Below are 16,679 nucleotides of genomic sequence, written 5' to 3'. Positions count from 1 at the left end.
GTGAAGGCGCCCTTGGTGATATTGCCCTGGGTCTTACCGTTGATGCTGATATAGGCGGGTGTTGGCATGACAGGAGTTCCTTTGTTGTCACGCGCGCCTCATGGCGCGTGGTGCCATCCATGGGGATGACCATGGGGCTATCAGCAATTGGCGTGCCAATGTGTCCTTGTTCAAACAAGGTGGATGTATATCAACGATTTAGACGGATATCGGTGGCATGTTGCCGCAGATGATTGCGCATGCCATCGCCGAAAACGCCGATTTTCCAGGGGAATCGGGCAACCGATTGCCCGCTCATTTTCAAAGCATTGATTTTATTGAAGACGAAGCGGGCAATTTTTTGCCCGGTCGGGCAATGGATTGCCCGATGATGCGTCGGCAGCCCATTTGACATCTTGGTAAAGAAATGGCGGGCGGGTATCGACGATCCTGATGCTCGCTCGCGGCCGGTCCCGGATGCTGCTGTCGCAGGTTTTGTGATAACCCTGTGTGGTGCTTCCCATGGCCACCGGTTCCACTCACGTTTCCACGGTATCCTTTCAGGTATCCACGGTTTGGCCTGGTTTTGAAGGATCCGCCCGACTCAAGGTGATGACCATCACGCCCCAGCCTACCGAACATAGCATCGAAACGCCGCCTGCTTAGACGCGTCCTTGGCGGCTTCCGCCGGGTTGCGGCAAGTAGCCGTTTGCCATATGCAAGTAACCATAGCGATCATGAGTCCTAGAGGCTCGCTTTCGAACGCGTTTACATGCGATAACCCGGCTTCTTGTAGAGCTTTCCAGCCGGGTTCTGGATGTCGGTGCGATAAACCTTCTCAGCCCAGTCAGTGGGTGCAACTTCTTCAAACGCTACGGATACCGCTTCCTCGCCGTAGCCGAGCGCATCCATCACATCCCGGGTCATTCGATCGGCCAGGCGTTGTTTCTGCGCTTCACTTTTTCCTGGCCAAAGCTTGACGATGACATGTGGCATAAGTACCTCTCGTTGGTTTCGTGCCGCTTTTATGCCCATTGAGGTGCTTGATCTCGGCGAAACAAGCTTGGGTTTGGGGACTATGAAGCTGGCGTCATGGCCTGGTGCAAGCGAGTGAACATGGCGCGCACCGATGCGACGCGCGCTGAGAGTGCGGTTCAAGGCGGGAGGTCAAACCCGCAACAGGGTTTTGATGGCGCGGCGCTCGTCCATGGCGCGGTAGCCTTCCGCCACGTCGGGCAACGGCAACTCCTGATCGAATACCTTCCCCGGATTGATTTTGCGCGTAAGCACCAGATCCATCAGCTGCGGCAGGAATCGACGCACCGGCGCCGGACCGCCGAGCATGCCGACTTGCGCGAAGAACAGTGACTGGCCATCGAACTCCACGCCATGGGGAACCCCGACGAACCCAACCATGGAGCCCGGTCGCGCACTTCGCAGGGCCTGCTGCATGGATTCTTGCGTGCCCACGCACTCCAATACCGAATCAGCGCCGACTCCGCCGGTCAGCGCCTTGATCTGCGCAATACCCGCTTCGCCACGTTCGGTCACGATATCCGTAGCGCCATATTCCAGGGCAAGCTCCTGCCGCTGCTTGTGCCGGCTCATGGCGATGATGCGCCCGGCTCCCATTTGCCTGGCCGACAACACGCCCATCAAACCGACCGCACCGTCACCCACAACCACTACTGTTGAACCGGGCTGCACGCGTGCGGCATCGGCGGCATACCAGCCCGTGCCGAGCACGTCCGACACGGCTAATAAACTGGGAATGAGATCCTCGGAAGGTACCTCGGCCGTGGGCACCAGCGTGCCATCGGCCATGGGCACGCGCGCATACGGTGCCTGGGCCCCGCTCATGAACTCGCGTTGTACGCAGGACGACTGAAAGCCGTGCTGGCAGTGCGGACACGTGTTGTCGGAGATACAAAACGAGCCGACCACAAACTGACCCGGCTTGACGGTGGTTACTTCGCTGCCCACTTCCATGACCACACCGCAATACTCATGTCCCATGTGGGCGGGGCCAGCTGTGGGTTGCAAGCCGCGGAACGGCCACAAATCGGAACCGCAAATGCAGGACGCGGAAAGCTTGATGATGGCGTCTGTGGGCTGGAGGATTTTGGGATCCTCCACGTGTTCGTAGCGCACATCGCCAGGGCCGTGCAGAACAGTGGCAAGCATGGGCAATCTCCAAGTTTCGGGTGGAAGGCATGGGGTGTCGTGCGGCGACCTGAGTGTGCCTCTCTCTCACGCGCAGGCAAAGGCGGACATCTGCACCAGCGATCAGTCGTGCTCCACCGGCGCGGTGTAGTCGGCGTCGGAAACCGGGTCCGACCAGTCCGCGGGCGATTCGTTCATCCATTCCTGGATCGCGATGTGGCTCATGGCCGTGGTGTCGGTGGCGCCATGCCAGTGTCTTTGCCCGCAATGGCAGAACACCACATCGCCGGCCCGGATCTCTTTCTTCGGGCCACCCGCGCACTGCGTCCAGCCTACGCCGGAAAGAACAACGAGATGCTGGCCAAGCGGGTGGCTGTGCCAGTTCGTGCGCGCTCCCGGTTCAAACGTGACGAGGGCGGCGGACACCCGGCCGGGCTCGGCGGGATCGAATAGCGGATCAATCCGTGCGTTGCCCGTGAACCACGTGGCGGGGCCCTTTACGGAGGGACGAGTCCCGTTTCGATAGATACGCATTTGCATGAAAGGACTCCGGAGACGACGCCATGGCGCGACATGACACAGTCTGGCCGCTGGACTCTTCCACGACTAGGTGATGAATGCTTAAATGGCTTATTAGCTTTACTAATGAATAAAGCTGCCAGACTGGGCCATGGCCAAGCGCAACCTCAACGATCTGCAGAGCTTTGTCATCGTGGCCCGCGAGGGCAGCTTTACCCGTGCCGCCGCGCAATTGGGGCTGACGCAATCGGCGCTCAGCCAGTCCATCCGGGGGCTGGAAGAGAAGCTCGGCATTCGCCTGCTGACCCGCACCACGCGCAGCGTGTCACCGACGGATGCCGGTGAGCGATTGCTCCAAACGGTAGGACAGCACTTGGACGATATCGATGCGGAATTGGATGCGCTGACGGCGCTGCGCGAGAAGCCGGCGGGCGCCGTGCGCATCACCTGCGGCGACCATGTGCTACGCAATACGCTTATGCCCAAGTTGCTGCCGATACTGCGGCAATACCCTGACGTGCAGATCGAGTTCGACGTCAGTTACGGTTTCAGGGACATCGTGGCCGATCGCTTCGATGCCGGCGTGCGCCTGGGGGAAAGCATCGACAAGGACATGATCGCCATGCCGATTGGGCCGCCGTTGAGGATGGCGGCCGTCGCCTCGCCCTCCTACCTGGCGCAGCATGCCGTGCCCAAAAAACCGCAGGATTTGTTATCGCACGCTTGCATCAATCTGCGGATGCCCACCTATGGCGGCCTTTACGCGTGGGAATTCGAGCGCCGTGGTCGCCCCATGAACGTGCATGTCAAAGGACCGCTGACGTTCAACACCTCGCCGCCCATCGTGCAGGCGGCGCTGGAGGGGCTTGGGATCGCGTTTCTTCCGCAAGATGAGTTTGGGGCGCATATTGATGAAGGACGCCTTGTTCGCGTACTCGAAGACTGGTGCCCATTTTTCCCCGGCTACTATCTCTACTATCCGAGCCGCCGGCAGCCGTCACCGGCCTTCAAGCTAGTGCTTGAAGCGCTGCGCTTGTTGGCGCCTCAGAGTTCCACTGCATAGGCGGCCATCTTGTCTAGCCGCGTCCGGCGGCAAGCCGCACCACGACGATGCTGCGGCACAGGTAGGCGCTAATGAATTCAGCACCTTTGCCACAAACCTGCCGCATCAGTTCCGGCGACAGATTCCAAAGTGAGACCACCTGTGCTGGTTCACGTGCCTTTCTGCGGCCAAGCAAACGATCTCACCTCCATCACCAGGATCTTGATCGCCTTTGCCGGTACACATTCCCTGCCCCGCGCAGAATGATGTTTATAGTTTCTATGACGAAGCGCGAGTAAGTTGCGCAATGCTGTTGCTGGCGACCTCCTTGAACAGGCCTGGATCGCCGTGCGCGCGTGCGGCAAGCATCGCACCGTAGATGAGGGAGATGAGCATCTTCGTCTCGGATTTCGCCGTGCCCTTGAAGTGAAGCTGGTGGCTTTTCGCGCCCTCCTCGAGCACGTCTTCCAGCCACTTGTCGAAGTTCCGGAAATACGCGCTCACTTCTTGCGCCACGTCTTCCGGCAGCGCGGGGAGTTCCGCGCCCAGCATGCCGGCTACGCAGAACGGTGCACTGTCGTCCGCGATGCAGCGCTCCCAATGGCCGAAATAGGCCCGCAGCTGCGCCAGCGCATCGGCACCGCTTGCCTGCAGCGCCGCCATGTCGGTATCGAATATCTCGCGATGGTGTTTCATCACCGCGATCGCCAGGTCCGCCTTGGTGGGAAAGTGGTGATGGATGCTGGCCTTGCGAATGTCGACGGCCTCGGCGATGTCGGCGTAGCTGAAGCCGCTGTAGCCGCGTCGCATGATGAGCTGGCGCGCCGCTTCAAGGATCTTCCCGGCGGTGGCTTCTCCGCTGCTGGTCATCCGAATATCTACCATTTAGTTGGTTGATTTGTCGTAAGTGTATATCTGGAAAGGAAAATATGCCACGGCAAAAAAAATGCTTGTGTCCTATTCTACCTACTAGTAGGATGTTTCTTGCCGGGTACGAAAGACCCGCCGAGATTCTCCAATCCCACCCACTTCTGGAGTTATGGACATGAAAACCGCATCCCGTATCAGCCGCATCGCCGCCGCCCTGGCCCTTTCCCTTACCGCACTGGGTGTTCAGGCCGCCTCCCCTGCACCGGTCAGGAACATCGTGCTTGTCCATGGCTACTTTGCCGATGGCTCGGGCTGGCGAGCCGTGTCGGACATCCTCACCCACGACGGCTACAAGGTCTCCGTGGTGCAAGAGCCGGAAACCTCATTCGAAGATGACGTGAAAGCCACTACCCGCGTGATCGACGCGCAGGATGGTCCCAGCATTCTGGTCGGGCACAGCTACGGCGGCGCCGTGATCACGCAAGCCGGCAACGACCCCAAGGTTGCTGCCCTGGTGTATGTGGCAGCTTTCCAACCCGATACCGGCGAAAGCGCCATGGTGTTGAACAACAAGATGCCGTCCGCCACCAAGGCGATCAAGGCGACCGCCGATGGCTACCTATACCTGGATCCGGCCCATTTCCACGCGGATTTCGCCGCCGACCTGCCTGCCGACGAAGCAAACTTCATGGCGCTGTCCCAGGTGATGCCCGCGGCCAAATCCTTTGGCACGCCCATCACGGCCGCCGCATGGCGCACCAAGCCGAGCTTTGCAGTGGTGGCCACGCAGGACCGCGCGATCAACCCGGACCTGGAGCGCTTCATGACCAAGCGCGCCGGCAGCAAGACGGTGGAGATCAAAGCCAGCCATGTCGTCTATATCTCGCACCCCCATGAAGTTGCCAAGCTGATTGAGCAAGCAGCTGGTGCCAAGCAATAAATAGTCGATGGACTGAACCGGATGCCGTCAGTGCTTTGACATGCAATGCTGACGCCAACGTACGCACCGCTAAAGCCAGGTGATGGCGCACCCACGCCATCACCTGGCTGATTAGCATGCACCTCTCAACGCCGCGGCCTCGATCAAAGCCCCGTCATCTTCAGCGCGGCCTCGGGCAACCGCTCACCTTCCACTTTGACCCTCGAGACCTCTTGCTCGATTTGAGCTAGATCTTCGGCGCTCAGCTCAAGGCCCGCCGCACCAAGGTTCTCTTCCAGACGATGCAGCTTGGTCGTGCCAGGAATGGGTACGATCCATGGCTTCTGGGCGAGTAACCAAGCCAATGCGATGTGAGCTGGCGTCGCGCCTTTTCGTGCGGCGACCGACTTGACCCGTTCAACCAGCGCGCTATTTGCCCTGCGTGCCTCGACAGAAAAACGAGGTACGACATTGCGAAAATCGGTCGGATCGAACTGGGTGTTCTCATCGATCTTGCCGGTGAGAAATCCGGCACCCAAAGGGCTGAACGGCACGAAGCCGATGCCTAGTTCTTGAAGCAGCGGCAACAGCTCGACTTCCGGCCCACGCCAAAACAGCGAGTATTCGCTCTGCACGGCGGTAACGGGTTGCACCGCGTGCGCGCGGCGAATCGTCTGGACGCCGGCTTCGGACAGGCCGAAGTGCTTCACCTTGCCTTCGGCGATCAGCTCCTTGACTACGCCGGCGACGTCTTCGATAGGTACCTGCGGATCGACGCGGTGCTGATACAGCAAGTCGATCACATCCGTGCCAAGGCGCTTGAGGCTGCCTTCAACCGCGATCTTGATATGTTCGGGGCGGCTGTTGGTGCCGCTACCACGTTCGCCGGTCTGCGGATTGATATCGAAGCCGAACTTAGTCGCGATGATCACTTTATCGCGGATGGGAGCGAGCGCCTCCCCGACAAGACGTTCGTTAGCGAAGGGCCCGTATGCTTCGGCAGTGTCGAACAGCGTGACACCCCGGTCGTGAGCGGCACGGATAAGCTTGATCATCTCCTGCTTGTCCGCGGCCGGTCCGTAACCCGAACTCATGCTCATGCAGCCAAGGCCGAGAGCTGAGACTTCCAGATGGCTATTGCCAAGTTTGCGATACTTCATGGATTACTCCGTTTGTTGTTTCAGCCAGCCGACGACGCGCTCCATCGTTTGCCTTTCCTGATCCGCCTGCATTAAGAAACCTGGATGAAGCCGCGCTTTCGGTGCGTAGCTGGCGAGAATGGAGAGGCTGTTTCCTAATCCGTAGCCGCCGTGGGTAACCAAGGGCACCAGGGTCTTTCCGCACAGATCATGCGCGGACAGGAAAGCGCGGATGACCGGTGGCGCGGTCTCTCCCCAGATGGGGAACCCGACATACACCGTGTCGTAGGCCGCCATGTTTGGAATCTTGGCTTCCAACGCAGGTTCATAGTCCGTATCGCGCTCCCACCGTGCTTGTTCGACCGTTTCAAGGTAGTCCTCTGGATAGGGCCTGGCAGGCCGGATATCGAACAGATCGGTGCCGAGCGCGCGATGAACCAGCCCGGCGACGACGCGCGTATTTCCAGAGCGCGAGAAATAAGCCACGAGCGTTCGGGAACCGGCTTGCTGCGGGTTGCCATCGTTTTTCGTGCGTGCCGCAAGATTGATGAGTGGAAGGCCCGCGAGGGCCGCCACCACGGCCCGCCGCGAAGGATCACGTGGAGATGCCATGTTTGCCTCCCACGCATCAGCGCCCTACGCGCGCCTGCAGCGCCGGCGGATAACGCTCGCCCTCCACTTTAACGTCCTCCAGAAGCTTTGCGAGCTTGTGCCTGTCGTCATCGGTCAAGGTGATCGCAACGGCACCGAGATTCTCTTCCAGGCGATGCAACTTGGTCGTGCCTGGAATCGGGATGATCCATGGCTTCTGGGCGAGCAACCATGCAAGCGCGATCTGCGCCGGCGTCACGCCCTTGTCCTTGGCAATCTGACCGAGCAGATCGACCAGCGCCTGGTTGGCTCGCAACGCTTCGGGTGAAAAGCGAGGCACGACGCTACGGAAATCGTCGCTGCCGAAGGTCGCGTCTGCGCTGATCGCTCCGGTAAGGAAGCCCCGGCCTAATGGGCTGAAGGGCACGAACCCGATGCCGAGTTCTTGCAGCGTCGGCAGGATTTCCTTCTCGGGTTCGCGCCACCACAGCGAGTATTCACTTTGCAAGGCCGTCACCGGCTGCACCGCGTGGGCACGTCGTAGGGTCTGCGCTCCGGCCTCCGATAGGCCAAAGTGCTTGACCTTGCCTTCGGCAATCAGATCCTTGACGGTACCCGCCACGTCTTCAATCGGCACGTCCGGATCAACACGATGCTGGTACAACAAGTCGATCACATCGGTACGCAGGCGCTTGAGCGAGCCCTCCACGGCCCAGCGGATATGATCGGGCCGGCTATTGAGGATCTGCTGCTTACCATCCTCACCGAAAGTGAAACCGAACTTGGTGGCGATCACCACCCGCTCACGCACCGGAGCGAGTGCTACGCCGACGACTTCTTCGTTGAGGAAAGGGCCATAGACTTCCGCCGTGTCGAAGAGTGTCACGCCCCGCTCCACCGCGGCACGGATCAGCGAAATCGCCGCCTGCCGGTCCGTGGCGGGCCCGTAACCATGGCTCAGGCCCATGCAGCCCAGGCCGACGGCGGATACTTCAAGTTGGCTCTTGCCGAGTTTGCGCGTTTTCATAGTGTCCTCCATGCAAGCAATTTAGCGTCGGAGGATTGCCCGCACTAGGTGGCATAATCGGAAAGGGTTTATAACCGGAGCGGATAAATGGCCATCGAAAGCTACGATCAGCTCGCGATCTTCTCCATCGTGGCGCGAGAGCGCAGCTTTACGCGCGCGGCGGCCCAGCTCGGCATCTCGCAGCCCGCGTTGAGCCGCGCCATGCGCCAGTTGGAAGAGCGGCTGGGCGTCCGGCTTCTGGCGCGCACGACGCGCAGCGTTTCACCCACCGAGGCGGGCGAGCATCTGCTACGGGTGATCACGCCCCGATTTGAAGAGATCCATACCGAATTGGCATTGCTCAGCAAGTTCCGGGACAAGCCCGCAGGAAAGTTGCGCATTACGGCGGGCGAACACGCAGCAATCACGGTGCTACAGCCTGTTCTGTCAAAAATCCTGCCGGATCATCCGGACATCCAGGTCGAGATCATCGTGGACTACGGCCTTACCGACATCGTGGCCGAGGGCTTCGACGCTGGCGTCAGGCTGGGCGAGCACATTGCCAAGGACATGATCGCGGTGCGCATTGGTCCGGATGTGCGGATGGCCGTGGTCGGGTCACCGAAATACTTCGCCCAGCATCCGCGCCCCAAGGCGCCCCACGATCTCATTCGGCACAACTGCATCACCATCCGCCTGCCGACCTATGGCGGCATTTTTCCCTGGGAGTTCGAAAAGAAAGGGAAAGAGCTAAAGGTACGCGTGGAAGGCCAACTGGTATTCAACAACATCGCCATGCGCCTGGACGCAGCGTTAAAGGGGTTAGGGCTGGCTTACATGCCCGAAGACATCGTGCAAGCGCATGTCGCGAAGGGTCGGTTGATACGCGTTCTTTCCGATTGGTGCCCATCGTTTCCGGGGTATCACCTTTACTACCCGAGCAGGCGTCAAAGCTCACCTGCCTTCACCTTGTTCCGTGATGCCTTGCGCTATGCACGCTGATGTAATGCCAACCATAACTGCCAGTATTGACCATAAACGATTGCGATGCAGGCATAATCCTGCCCATCGGGTGCTCCTGAAGGCGGCACGCCGGTCGCTACGAAAAAGGGGAGAAGATGCGCGCATCGTGGATAGCCTCGGCATGCCTGGGGCTGGCGGTAATGGCTCATGCCTCGATCAACACGCCTGCCGAGCCGGTGAAAGATCATCAAGAGCAGATCAGCAGTGCCGAGCAAAGCATCGACCAGGGCGTCGCCTATCTACGCGACAACAATAGCGACGCCGCCGCGGCAGCGTTCAGCGTCGCCATCCATTCACCCGTGTTTGCTCAATTGCCGCCCAATGCCCGCAAGCGCGCGTTCCTGCTCTCCGGATTGATCGCTTTCGAAAAAAAGGATTACGCGACGGCACTCGATCAGTTGAAACAATGCACGTCGATCAGCACGTCCGATCTCAACGACAGAGTCGATGAGGCCGCGTGGAGCGGCCGGCTGGAGTCCGCGTACTATCTGGGCAATGACCGCGATGCCGCGCTGTCTGTCATTTACGTCGCGCCGCGTTGGCCGGCGGCCATCACCGCAATGGACCCGGGCGTCATTTATCAGATCGAGGCTGGCATCAGGGGAACGAACGGGGATCTGGAACGCTATTATCTTCAAGCCCTTTTCGATATGAATTGGAACAGCACCCTGGGTACGGCGGATGACCTGTGGCGCGATCTATCGTGGTTTTGGCTAAAGGAGGGAAATACCGAAAAAGCCATCCTGGTTTCCCGACGCGTTACGGCAGCACACACCGTGATATCGATGCTCGTGGACAAACGCTTCGATCCCATCACCCAAGTGCTGCACTTTGATGTCGATCAGGTCATCGCCAAGGAACTGGCCGCCGACAAGGCCGCCGTGTCGGCTGCACCCGACACGTTGAAGCCGGTCACGGCGTTGCAGGATTTTTTGCTCGATACCCATCGATACGCCGAAGCACTTTCGCTTTCCGATGCTGTTATCGCCAAAGCCGGCGATGGCAGTGGTGCAAAGGCTTACAAGGATTTTGACGAATTCTACGTCTGGGTGCTGGATGGCCGGGCCAGAGCCCTGGAGCGACTGGGACGTTGGGATGACGCCATCCGTCAATGGCAACATGCGGCGCGCCGCCCGGAACAAGGCGCCATGAACGTCAGCCAGGTCATCAACCTTGCCTCGCTCTACGCGGGCCTGCAACGGCCCAAAGAAGCACTGGACATGCTCTCGGATGTCGGAAACATGTCGCCCTATGGCCGCATGCAATTGGAAAAGATAAAGCTCAAGGCAGCCATCGAACAGAACGACGAGCCAGGCATTGCCCAGCACCTGGACTACCTGCGTGCGCACCGCGCGGACGACATCGCCTCCTGGGAGATTGCGCTGATCGTCACCAACCATCTTGACGCCGCCGCCGACCTGCTCGTTGAGCGCCTATCCACCGACAAGTGGCGCAGCGATGCGCTCGTGGACATGCAGGATTATCTGGATACAACCCAGACGCCGCTCGGCGCCGAAGAGATGCGGCGCTGGAAAATCATTGTCGCCCGGCCTACGGTGCAGCGGGAGCTTGCCAAGGTCGGCCGAGTCGAGCACTTCAATCTGGATTCGCCGTGAGAGCTTGCCACGCGCTTGAATGATGCGCGCCGCGTTTCGCGTCTGCGCACGGATATCGTTGTGGAAACTTCCGCTCGCACGACTCGGCGCAGAACCCTTTGAAACCGTGCGGCCTACCGTCTCCATGATGCGCCGCGCCGCGCGGGGGATACAGGTTCGCCGGCCACGATAGCTAGAACTTGCTGTGCTCCACCTGCCGCTCGCGCCGCATCAGCGTCCATTCGGCATGTTCGCTCAGCGCGGCGTCTCCCAGCGAGCGAAGTATGTTGCGCTTTTCGGCCGGATCGCTGGTGCGGTCCAGTGCGGCGCGGGCACCACTGAAAATGCGTTGCATGAAACGGTATTGGCGGATCAGCTCCTTGTCTGCCTTGCGATAGGCATACGCCTCGCGCACGGCGGCGACGATGGAAAACACCGCCATGATCATCACCAGTGTGGTCTTGGTCGCTTCGGGCAGCTTGAGCGCGAAGATGGCCAGAAACACGCTGATGGCGATGCCCACCCACAGGCTGATCGAGCCGATGATTTCGGTAAGGCGGTGCAGGCCCGCGCTCTCGTCGGTCTTGCGCTCAAAGTAGTGCAATTGCCCGGACCGGCCCGATTCGCCGACCCATTCGCTGATCACGCGGGCAAGCGCGTCGGGCTCGGGCTTCCTGGGCGGTTGCAGGCCGACCGCGCGCATCACATTGCGGATCCAGCCCAGTTCGATGTTCTGCTTCTGCAGGAAGTTGTCGTGCGCAAATTCGTGATCGGTGTCTTTCAGGATGCCGGCGCGTTGCCAGTAGAGCTGAATGCGCAGGCCTTCGGCCAGTGCACGGTAATCGAGGTATTTGCGATGCCATTGGCGATGCCGCGCGAGCCCCGCCACGACACCGCCGCCGGCGAACAGCAACAGGAAGAAATAGATCAAATTGTCCTGCTGGGCGAGGTGGGCATAGAACGTGAAGGCGATGCCCATCAATGCCGCCAGCGTAAAGGTGATGCGCAACGCCAACAGCACGCGCTTCTGGAAATGCAGCGCCAGCCAGTCGGCACAGCGAAACAGCCGATCGATGTTGTCGGGGGTACCCGCATCGGTAATTTCCGCGGCGTTGGCTTCTTCGATCGCCTGCGCATATTTGTCGCAATCCTGGTTGAATTCGACCATGTGCCGGATCATCAGCTCGAATTCCTGCGGCATGGGGCCGTCCGGCGCGATGTCATCGCCCGTGCGCCAAAGGGTTTGCAGCGGCATCAGCCCTTCGGCCACCGCACTGTGTTCGCCTTCGCGCGAACACACGATGTGATACAGCAGATGCTCGTCCCCGCCGCTCAGGTTATGCCGCGCCTGGCGCAGCCGTTCAGTGATGCCGGGCAACGAGCCGTGCAGGTAGTACTTGACGATCTGTCCGGTGCCGCCGAGCCGGCCCGAATCCTTGCCATCCCAGATGGCGACGAGAATGTGCGCGTGGCTGGCGATGAACACCCCCGCTTTCGCGTATTGGCGGTTGCGCGCATCGCCATGCACGGCCAGTTCCTCGCGCGGCTGGCTTCTCAACAGTGGCAGGCGGATCACGTCGGCCTGTTGCAGCAATACCTCGAACTGCGCGCGCACCGCCGGATCGGCGAAGTCATCCATGTACATGTCGCGCGGCAGCGGCAATGGCACCACCAGGCGGCTGCCGAACGTCAGCGCTTCGGCGGCGAACAGCTGGTCGCCGCCCTCGGCCAGCGCCGATAGCGTGACCAGCGGCAAGGACGGAAATTGGTTTTTGATCCGCGCCAGGAAGCTGCGGATGCGTGCGCGGACCGGTTCGACTTCGCAAGCGGCGATGTTGCGATGACTCGTGACGCCGATGACCAAAGGTGTCATGACAGCCTCTGTGCAAGGCAAGCTCGGAAACACCTCCCAGGCGCCGCGCCGAAGCCGCACTTGGAAGCCCGCCGGCTCTGTCCCCTGCAGCGGCTTTGCGGGGGCCAGCCTAGCACCAAAGTGTGATGTCCATCACATTTGGTGCTAGGCTCACGCGGTCGCCAGAGCCGGCCCGCCGCCCGCCACGATCTCGCGCGACGTTCATCGCCAGGAAGGCCCGACCTGTTCCTGGAGCGCAAGGCGTCATGAGGCAGTCGCTGGCGGCAGCGGATTTCCGGTATCGCGCGTTCATCAGTTATAGCCACCGGGATGCGTCCTGGGCGGCATGGCTGCACAAGGCGCTGGAAACCTATCGCGTGCCCGCGCGCCTGGTCGGCAAGCAAACCACGGCCGGCATCACGCCGCGCCGGCTGGCGCCGATCTTCCGCGACCGCGACGAACTGGCCAGCGCCACGGACCTGGGTAGCAAGGTGCGCGAGGCGCTGGCGCAATCGGCGAACCTCATTGTCATCTGCTCGCCGTTTTCCGCGGTGTCCCAATGGGTGCAGGAAGAAGTGCTCGCTTACCAGCGGCTCGGACGCGGCGAGCATATTTTCTGCCTGATCGTGGATGGCGAACCGGGGGCCGACGCACATGCCGATGTGCATACCGACGTGCATGCGCAAGGGTGCTTCGCCCCGGCATTGCTGGCACCGCACGACGCGCAAGGCAGGCCGATGCCCGCCGAACCCATCGCCGCCGACGCACGCGCCGACAAGGATGGCCGGCGCAACGCGAAACTGAAATTGATCGCCGGCATGCTCGGCCTCAGTTTCGACAGCCTCAAGCAGCGCGACCTGCAACGGCGCAATCGGCGCTTGAGCGTGATTACAGCGTTGGCGTTGGCGGTGGCCACCGTCACCGCATCGCTGGCGATCGTCGCCATGCATGCGCGCCGCGCCGCCGTGGTCGCGCGCGCGGATGCCGAACGGCGCCAGCGGCAGGCCGAAGACCTGGTCGATTTCATGCTCGGCGATCTCAACGACAAGCTGCATGAAGCCGAGCGCTTGGACATCATCGAGGACGTGGACAACAAGGCGATGACCTACTTCGCTTCGATGCCCATCACCGACGTCACCGACCAGGTGTTGGCGCAGCGGGCCAAGGTGCTGGAGAAAATCGGTTCGGTGCGGCAGGAACAGGGGCACTACGCGCAAGCGATCGCGTCGTTCGAGGCGGCGGCGTCGCTGGCCGCCTCGCTGGCGGCCAAGGCCCCGCGCGATCTGCCGCGGCAGCTGCGCCTGGCTCGCATCCTGGCCTTCATCGGCCAGGCGCATTGGTACGATGGCCAGCTTGATCCGGCGCAGGATGCCTTCGAGCGCGCGCGCGGCGTGCTGCTGAAGGCCCAGCCGCATGCGGCGCGGAATCTCGACCTGCAGTTCGAATTGGAAATGCTCGACAACGACCTCGGCCACGTGCTGGAAGCGCGCGGCCGGCTCGATGATGCGCTAGTGCCTTACACCCATGCGCTGGCTCTGTCGCGCCAGTTAGTGGCGGCACAGCCGCAGCGCGCGGACTTTGCCTCGGAACTGGGCGGCGCGCACAACAATCTGGGCAAGCTCGCCCTGCTGCGCGGCGACCTGGCCGATGCGCTGGCTCAATACCGGGCCGATGATGCGATCGAATCAGCGCTGGCCGCCAGGCATCCGCAAGACATCAGCCAACGCGATGCCCAGCTGACGGTGCAAGCCATTCTCGGCCGCACACTGGCGCTGGCCGGCGCGGACGAGGCCGGCATGCGCTACATGCAGCAAGCGGTGGACACCGCCAAGGACCTGGTCAGGAACCATCCCGACAACAGCGACTTCCAGCAGGATCTGGCGCGCTACGGCGCGCAGTTGGCGCGGCTCAAGCGCCTCAACGGCGACATGGCGGCGGCGACGGCGCTTACCGCGCAATCGCTCGCCATCATCGCCACGCTGCTGCAGCAAAGCCCCGGCGATGCGGACCTGCAACGGCTTCACGGCGAAATACTGACCGAACAATCGGCGCAATCGCTGGCATCGCGGCGCGTGCACGACGCACAAGCGCAGGCACAGGCAGCGGCGCAGGCCCTCAAGCCGTTGCTGGCCGGACAACCGCATGAGCGATCCGTCGTGCTGGCCAGCATGGCCGCGCAATGGCTACTGGCCGCAACCAGCACCGATACCGAGGCGGCCAAGCGCTGGCGCCAGGATATGGTGGCGCTTGCGCAGGCACAAACCAGCGGCCGGGGCGATCCGCGCCTGCTTGCGATGGAAGCGCAGGCACTGCTGGCGCTGGGCGATACCGCCAAAGCGCAACCGCTGGTCAAGCAACTATGGGACAGCGGCTATCGCGACGCCCAATGGCTGGCCGTGCTGCAGCGCGGCCACCTCGCTTACCCCATCAACGCGGCGTTCCGGCAACGCATGCTTGCACAAAACCCCGCGCCTCACTCACTGGATTGACCGAACCGCTCCACCCCATGGAAGCACGACCGGGCAAGGAACCTTCCCTTTAACGATACGGGAGTTTTCCATGAAGCACGCCAAGCCCCAGAACATCCAGATGCGCGTCGAGCTTTACCGCGACCCCGGCGACGGCTGGGACGACAACCTGCTGGTGATCAATCGCGGCGATCACAACCAGGTGTTCGACAAAATTCCCAGCGACGGCGAACCGCACACCATCACCTGGACACTCATCGGCAACGCCGCCGACGGTCAATTCTGCGCGCTGGACGAAGCGCAGAATCCGGGCTTCAGCTGGCTGGTGCGCCGACCCAGCGAAAAAGTGTTTCGACAGCTGCATCACCATGGCAAAACGATCACCTTGCACAACCATCACCATGACAAGAGCAGCGAAGGCATCTGGCGTTACCAGCTGTTCGCGCGCTTTGGCGAGCGCATCTATGGCGTGCCATTGACGTTTGGTTGCGGAAGGTCCGATCCCAATCCGAGCATCAAGAATACGTGAGCGTCGATCAGGAGCGGCACGCCAGCCGCCGCTCCTGACCCGGGCGCGGTCAAGCTTTCGGATGCTCCACGACGCGGGGATGCAGCAGGTCTTCCAGGCCGATGCGCCGCAACAGCTCCGCGCGCACGCGGTCAGCCACGCCGTTGACGATCTCGGCACCGTCCTGCGACGGATCGATGTGCACCCGAAACGGACGCTTGCCGAACGGGGTGTCCACCACCTGCACGATAGCCTGGGCCACGGCTGCTACATCGGCATCGGCGGGCTCCAGCGAAGCCAGACCTTTGAGGCTTTGCTCGGCCAATCCCGCATACGGCCCTTGATCGTAGAGAGCAGCCCGTACCTTGTCGTCGGGCGCCCCAGCGTTGGCGAAATGGTGGGTGCCCTGGGTGAACGCGCCGGGCACGATGATCGAGGTTTCGATGCCCCAGCGCGCCAGTTCGCTGGCGTAGCTGACGGCGAGCGAATCCATCGCCGCCTTTGCCGCGAAATACGGCGACAAGTACGGCGGCGTGCCGCCGCGCGCGCTGCTGCTGGACACCCACAACACCAAACCACGCCCCTGCTTGCGCAACGAGGGCAGCGCGGCGCGATTGACGCGCTGGGTGCTCAGCACGTTGATGTCATAAAGCTGCGCGAATTGCTCGGGAGTAAACGCTTCGGCCGCGCCGAATGACATGTGGCCGGCGTTGTGGATGACCACGTCCAGGCGGCCCTGCCGGGCGATGATGCGCGCGATCGCCGCCTCGCACGACGCTTCCGAGGCGACATCCATCTCGACGGTGCTTAGATCCACCGCATGCTCGGCGGCGTAGCGCTGCACGGCCTCGACCTGAGGCGCATTGCGCCCGGTGGTTTCGCGCATGCCCGCGTAAACGGTATGCCCGGCATGGGCGAGCGCGCGTGCGGCCAGCGCGCCAAAGCCGCTGGATGCACCGGTGATGACAATGACCTGTTTCATGATTGGGTTTCCTTGCGTTGAAA

At 61.6% G+C, this 16,679-nt stretch carries 16 protein-coding genes; 7 read left to right on the top strand and 9 right to left on the bottom strand.

All coding sequences use genetic code 11. The annotated features are described in order from the left end of the window. Nucleotides 1-217 precede the first annotated feature (217 nt). A complete protein-coding gene (locus tag VME63_RS00865) occupies nt 218-391 on the top strand; it encodes a hypothetical protein (protein ID WP_325429277.1) in 174 nt (57 codons plus the stop codon). A gap of 356 nt (nt 392-747) precedes the next feature. Here the strand turns inward: VME63_RS00865 and VME63_RS00860 are convergent, their stop codons facing one another. The 3 genes from VME63_RS00860 to VME63_RS00850 form a co-directional block, all read right to left on the bottom strand. Next, nucleotides 748-975 carry a tautomerase family protein gene (locus VME63_RS00860; protein ID WP_325429275.1) on the bottom strand — a complete coding sequence of 76 codons (228 nt, stop codon included), beginning with the start codon at nt 973-975 and terminating at the stop codon, nt 748-750. A 171-nt stretch (nt 976-1,146) separates the two neighbouring features. Beyond that, nucleotides 1,147-2,163, bottom strand: a complete 1,017-nt coding sequence (locus tag VME63_RS00855) for a zinc-dependent alcohol dehydrogenase family protein (RefSeq protein ID WP_325429290.1) — start codon at nt 2,161-2,163, stop codon at nt 1,147-1,149. 102 nt (nt 2,164-2,265) lie between these two features. Beyond that, nucleotides 2,266-2,682: a (R)-mandelonitrile lyase gene (locus VME63_RS00850; protein WP_325429273.1), complete on the bottom strand. Its 417-nt coding sequence runs from the start codon at nt 2,680-2,682 to the stop codon at nt 2,266-2,268. Between the two features lie 130 nt (nt 2,683-2,812). Between VME63_RS00850 and VME63_RS00845 the strand changes: the two genes are divergently transcribed. Next, a complete protein-coding gene (locus tag VME63_RS00845) occupies nt 2,813-3,724 on the top strand; it encodes a LysR family transcriptional regulator (protein WP_325429272.1) in 912 nt (303 codons plus the stop codon). Nucleotides 3,725-3,982: 258 nt separating this feature from the next. Here VME63_RS00845 and VME63_RS00840 read toward each other — a convergent pair whose 3' ends face one another. Next, nucleotides 3,983-4,573, bottom strand: a complete 591-nt coding sequence (locus VME63_RS00840) for a TetR/AcrR family transcriptional regulator (RefSeq protein WP_325429271.1) — start codon at nt 4,571-4,573, stop codon at nt 3,983-3,985. Between the two features lie 175 nt (nt 4,574-4,748). Between VME63_RS00840 and VME63_RS00835 the strand changes: the two genes are divergently transcribed. Then, nucleotides 4,749-5,513, top strand: a complete 765-nt coding sequence (locus VME63_RS00835) for an alpha/beta hydrolase (RefSeq protein ID WP_325429270.1) — start codon at nt 4,749-4,751, stop codon at nt 5,511-5,513. A gap of 143 nt (nt 5,514-5,656) precedes the next feature. Here VME63_RS00835 and VME63_RS00830 read toward each other — a convergent pair whose 3' ends face one another. Genes VME63_RS00830 through VME63_RS00820 form a run of 3 tightly spaced genes read right to left on the bottom strand, consistent with a single transcriptional unit; the run spans nt 5,657 to nt 8,249 of the window. Next, entirely contained in the window at nt 5,657-6,652 is a 996-nt protein-coding gene (locus tag VME63_RS00830) for an aldo/keto reductase (protein WP_325429268.1), read from the bottom strand. Between the two features lie 3 nt (nt 6,653-6,655). Further along, the gene (locus VME63_RS00825) at nt 6,656-7,243 is read right to left on the bottom strand and encodes a flavodoxin (RefSeq protein WP_325429266.1); all 588 of its coding nucleotides are present in this window, start codon (nt 7,241-7,243) and stop codon (nt 6,656-6,658) included. A gap of 16 nt (nt 7,244-7,259) precedes the next feature. Next, nucleotides 7,260-8,249 carry an aldo/keto reductase gene (locus VME63_RS00820; RefSeq protein WP_325429264.1) on the bottom strand — a complete coding sequence of 330 codons (990 nt, stop codon included), beginning with the start codon at nt 8,247-8,249 and terminating at the stop codon, nt 7,260-7,262. An 87-nt stretch (nt 8,250-8,336) separates the two neighbouring features. Between VME63_RS00820 and VME63_RS00815 the strand changes: the two genes are divergently transcribed. Beyond that, nucleotides 8,337-9,230 (top strand): LysR family transcriptional regulator, encoded by an 894-nt coding sequence (locus VME63_RS00815; RefSeq protein WP_325429262.1) that lies wholly within the window; start codon nt 8,337-8,339, stop codon nt 9,228-9,230. A gap of 116 nt (nt 9,231-9,346) precedes the next feature. Then, nucleotides 9,347-10,867 carry a hypothetical protein gene (locus VME63_RS00810; RefSeq protein WP_325429260.1) on the top strand — a complete coding sequence of 507 codons (1,521 nt, stop codon included), beginning with the start codon at nt 9,347-9,349 and terminating at the stop codon, nt 10,865-10,867. A 172-nt stretch (nt 10,868-11,039) separates the two neighbouring features. Here the strand turns inward: VME63_RS00810 and VME63_RS00805 are convergent, their stop codons facing one another. Then, nucleotides 11,040-12,719, bottom strand: a complete 1,680-nt coding sequence (locus tag VME63_RS00805) for a hypothetical protein (RefSeq protein ID WP_325429258.1) — start codon at nt 12,717-12,719, stop codon at nt 11,040-11,042. Nucleotides 12,720-12,964: 245 nt separating this feature from the next. On the opposite strand from VME63_RS00805, the gene VME63_RS00800 reads away from it, so the two are divergent. Together VME63_RS00800 and VME63_RS00795 are read left to right on the top strand one after the other, a co-directional pair. Beyond that, complete coding sequence (locus tag VME63_RS00800) at nt 12,965-15,187, top strand: toll/interleukin-1 receptor domain-containing protein (protein WP_325429256.1); 2,223 nt, start codon at nt 12,965-12,967, stop codon at nt 15,185-15,187. Between the two features lie 70 nt (nt 15,188-15,257). After that, nucleotides 15,258-15,695, top strand: coding sequence for a hypothetical protein (locus VME63_RS00795; protein ID WP_325429254.1), 438 nt, complete (start codon nt 15,258-15,260; stop codon nt 15,693-15,695). A gap of 49 nt (nt 15,696-15,744) precedes the next feature. On the opposite strand, the gene VME63_RS00790 is transcribed toward VME63_RS00795, so the two are convergent. After that, nucleotides 15,745-16,656: an SDR family NAD(P)-dependent oxidoreductase gene (locus tag VME63_RS00790; protein ID WP_325429252.1), complete on the bottom strand. Its 912-nt coding sequence runs from the start codon at nt 16,654-16,656 to the stop codon at nt 15,745-15,747. Between the last annotated feature and the right edge of the window lie 23 nt (nt 16,657-16,679).

The organism is Dyella sp. (genome assembly GCF_035503745.1).
In the GTDB taxonomy this organism is placed as follows: Bacteria; Pseudomonadota; Gammaproteobacteria; order Xanthomonadales; family Rhodanobacteraceae; genus Dyella_B.
The sequence above is the reverse complement of the archived record's forward strand: the minus strand, read 5'-3'. Positions and strand labels throughout refer to the sequence as shown.

What these genes read in the sequence shown, in the direction of transcription:
- VME63_RS00865 (WP_325429277.1), top strand. Translation starts at nt 218, where the DNA reads ATGTTGCCGCAGATGATTGCGCATGCCATCGCCGAAAACGCCGATTTT.
- VME63_RS00860 (WP_325429275.1), bottom strand. Translation starts at nt 975, where the DNA reads ATGCCACATGTCATCGTCAAGCTTTGGCCAGGAAAAAGTGAAGCGCAG.
- VME63_RS00855 (WP_325429290.1), bottom strand. Translation starts at nt 2,163, where the DNA reads ATGCTTGCCACTGTTCTGCACGGCCCTGGCGATGTGCGCTACGAACAC.
- VME63_RS00850 (WP_325429273.1), bottom strand. Translation starts at nt 2,682, where the DNA reads ATGCAAATGCGTATCTATCGAAACGGGACTCGTCCCTCCGTAAAGGGC.
- VME63_RS00845 (WP_325429272.1), top strand. Translation starts at nt 2,813, where the DNA reads ATGGCCAAGCGCAACCTCAACGATCTGCAGAGCTTTGTCATCGTGGCC.
- VME63_RS00840 (WP_325429271.1), bottom strand. Translation starts at nt 4,573, where the DNA reads ATGACCAGCAGCGGAGAAGCCACCGCCGGGAAGATCCTTGAAGCGGCG.
- VME63_RS00835 (WP_325429270.1), top strand. Translation starts at nt 4,749, where the DNA reads ATGAAAACCGCATCCCGTATCAGCCGCATCGCCGCCGCCCTGGCCCTT.
- VME63_RS00830 (WP_325429268.1), bottom strand. Translation starts at nt 6,652, where the DNA reads ATGAAGTATCGCAAACTTGGCAATAGCCATCTGGAAGTCTCAGCTCTC.
- VME63_RS00825 (WP_325429266.1), bottom strand. Translation starts at nt 7,243, where the DNA reads ATGGCATCTCCACGTGATCCTTCGCGGCGGGCCGTGGTGGCGGCCCTC.
- VME63_RS00820 (WP_325429264.1), bottom strand. Translation starts at nt 8,249, where the DNA reads ATGAAAACGCGCAAACTCGGCAAGAGCCAACTTGAAGTATCCGCCGTC.
- VME63_RS00815 (WP_325429262.1), top strand. Translation starts at nt 8,337, where the DNA reads ATGGCCATCGAAAGCTACGATCAGCTCGCGATCTTCTCCATCGTGGCG.
- VME63_RS00810 (WP_325429260.1), top strand. Translation starts at nt 9,347, where the DNA reads ATGCGCGCATCGTGGATAGCCTCGGCATGCCTGGGGCTGGCGGTAATG.
- VME63_RS00805 (WP_325429258.1), bottom strand. Translation starts at nt 12,719, where the DNA reads ATGACACCTTTGGTCATCGGCGTCACGAGTCATCGCAACATCGCCGCT.
- VME63_RS00800 (WP_325429256.1), top strand. Translation starts at nt 12,965, where the DNA reads ATGAGGCAGTCGCTGGCGGCAGCGGATTTCCGGTATCGCGCGTTCATC.
- VME63_RS00795 (WP_325429254.1), top strand. Translation starts at nt 15,258, where the DNA reads ATGAAGCACGCCAAGCCCCAGAACATCCAGATGCGCGTCGAGCTTTAC.
- VME63_RS00790 (WP_325429252.1), bottom strand. Translation starts at nt 16,656, where the DNA reads ATGAAACAGGTCATTGTCATCACCGGTGCATCCAGCGGCTTTGGCGCG.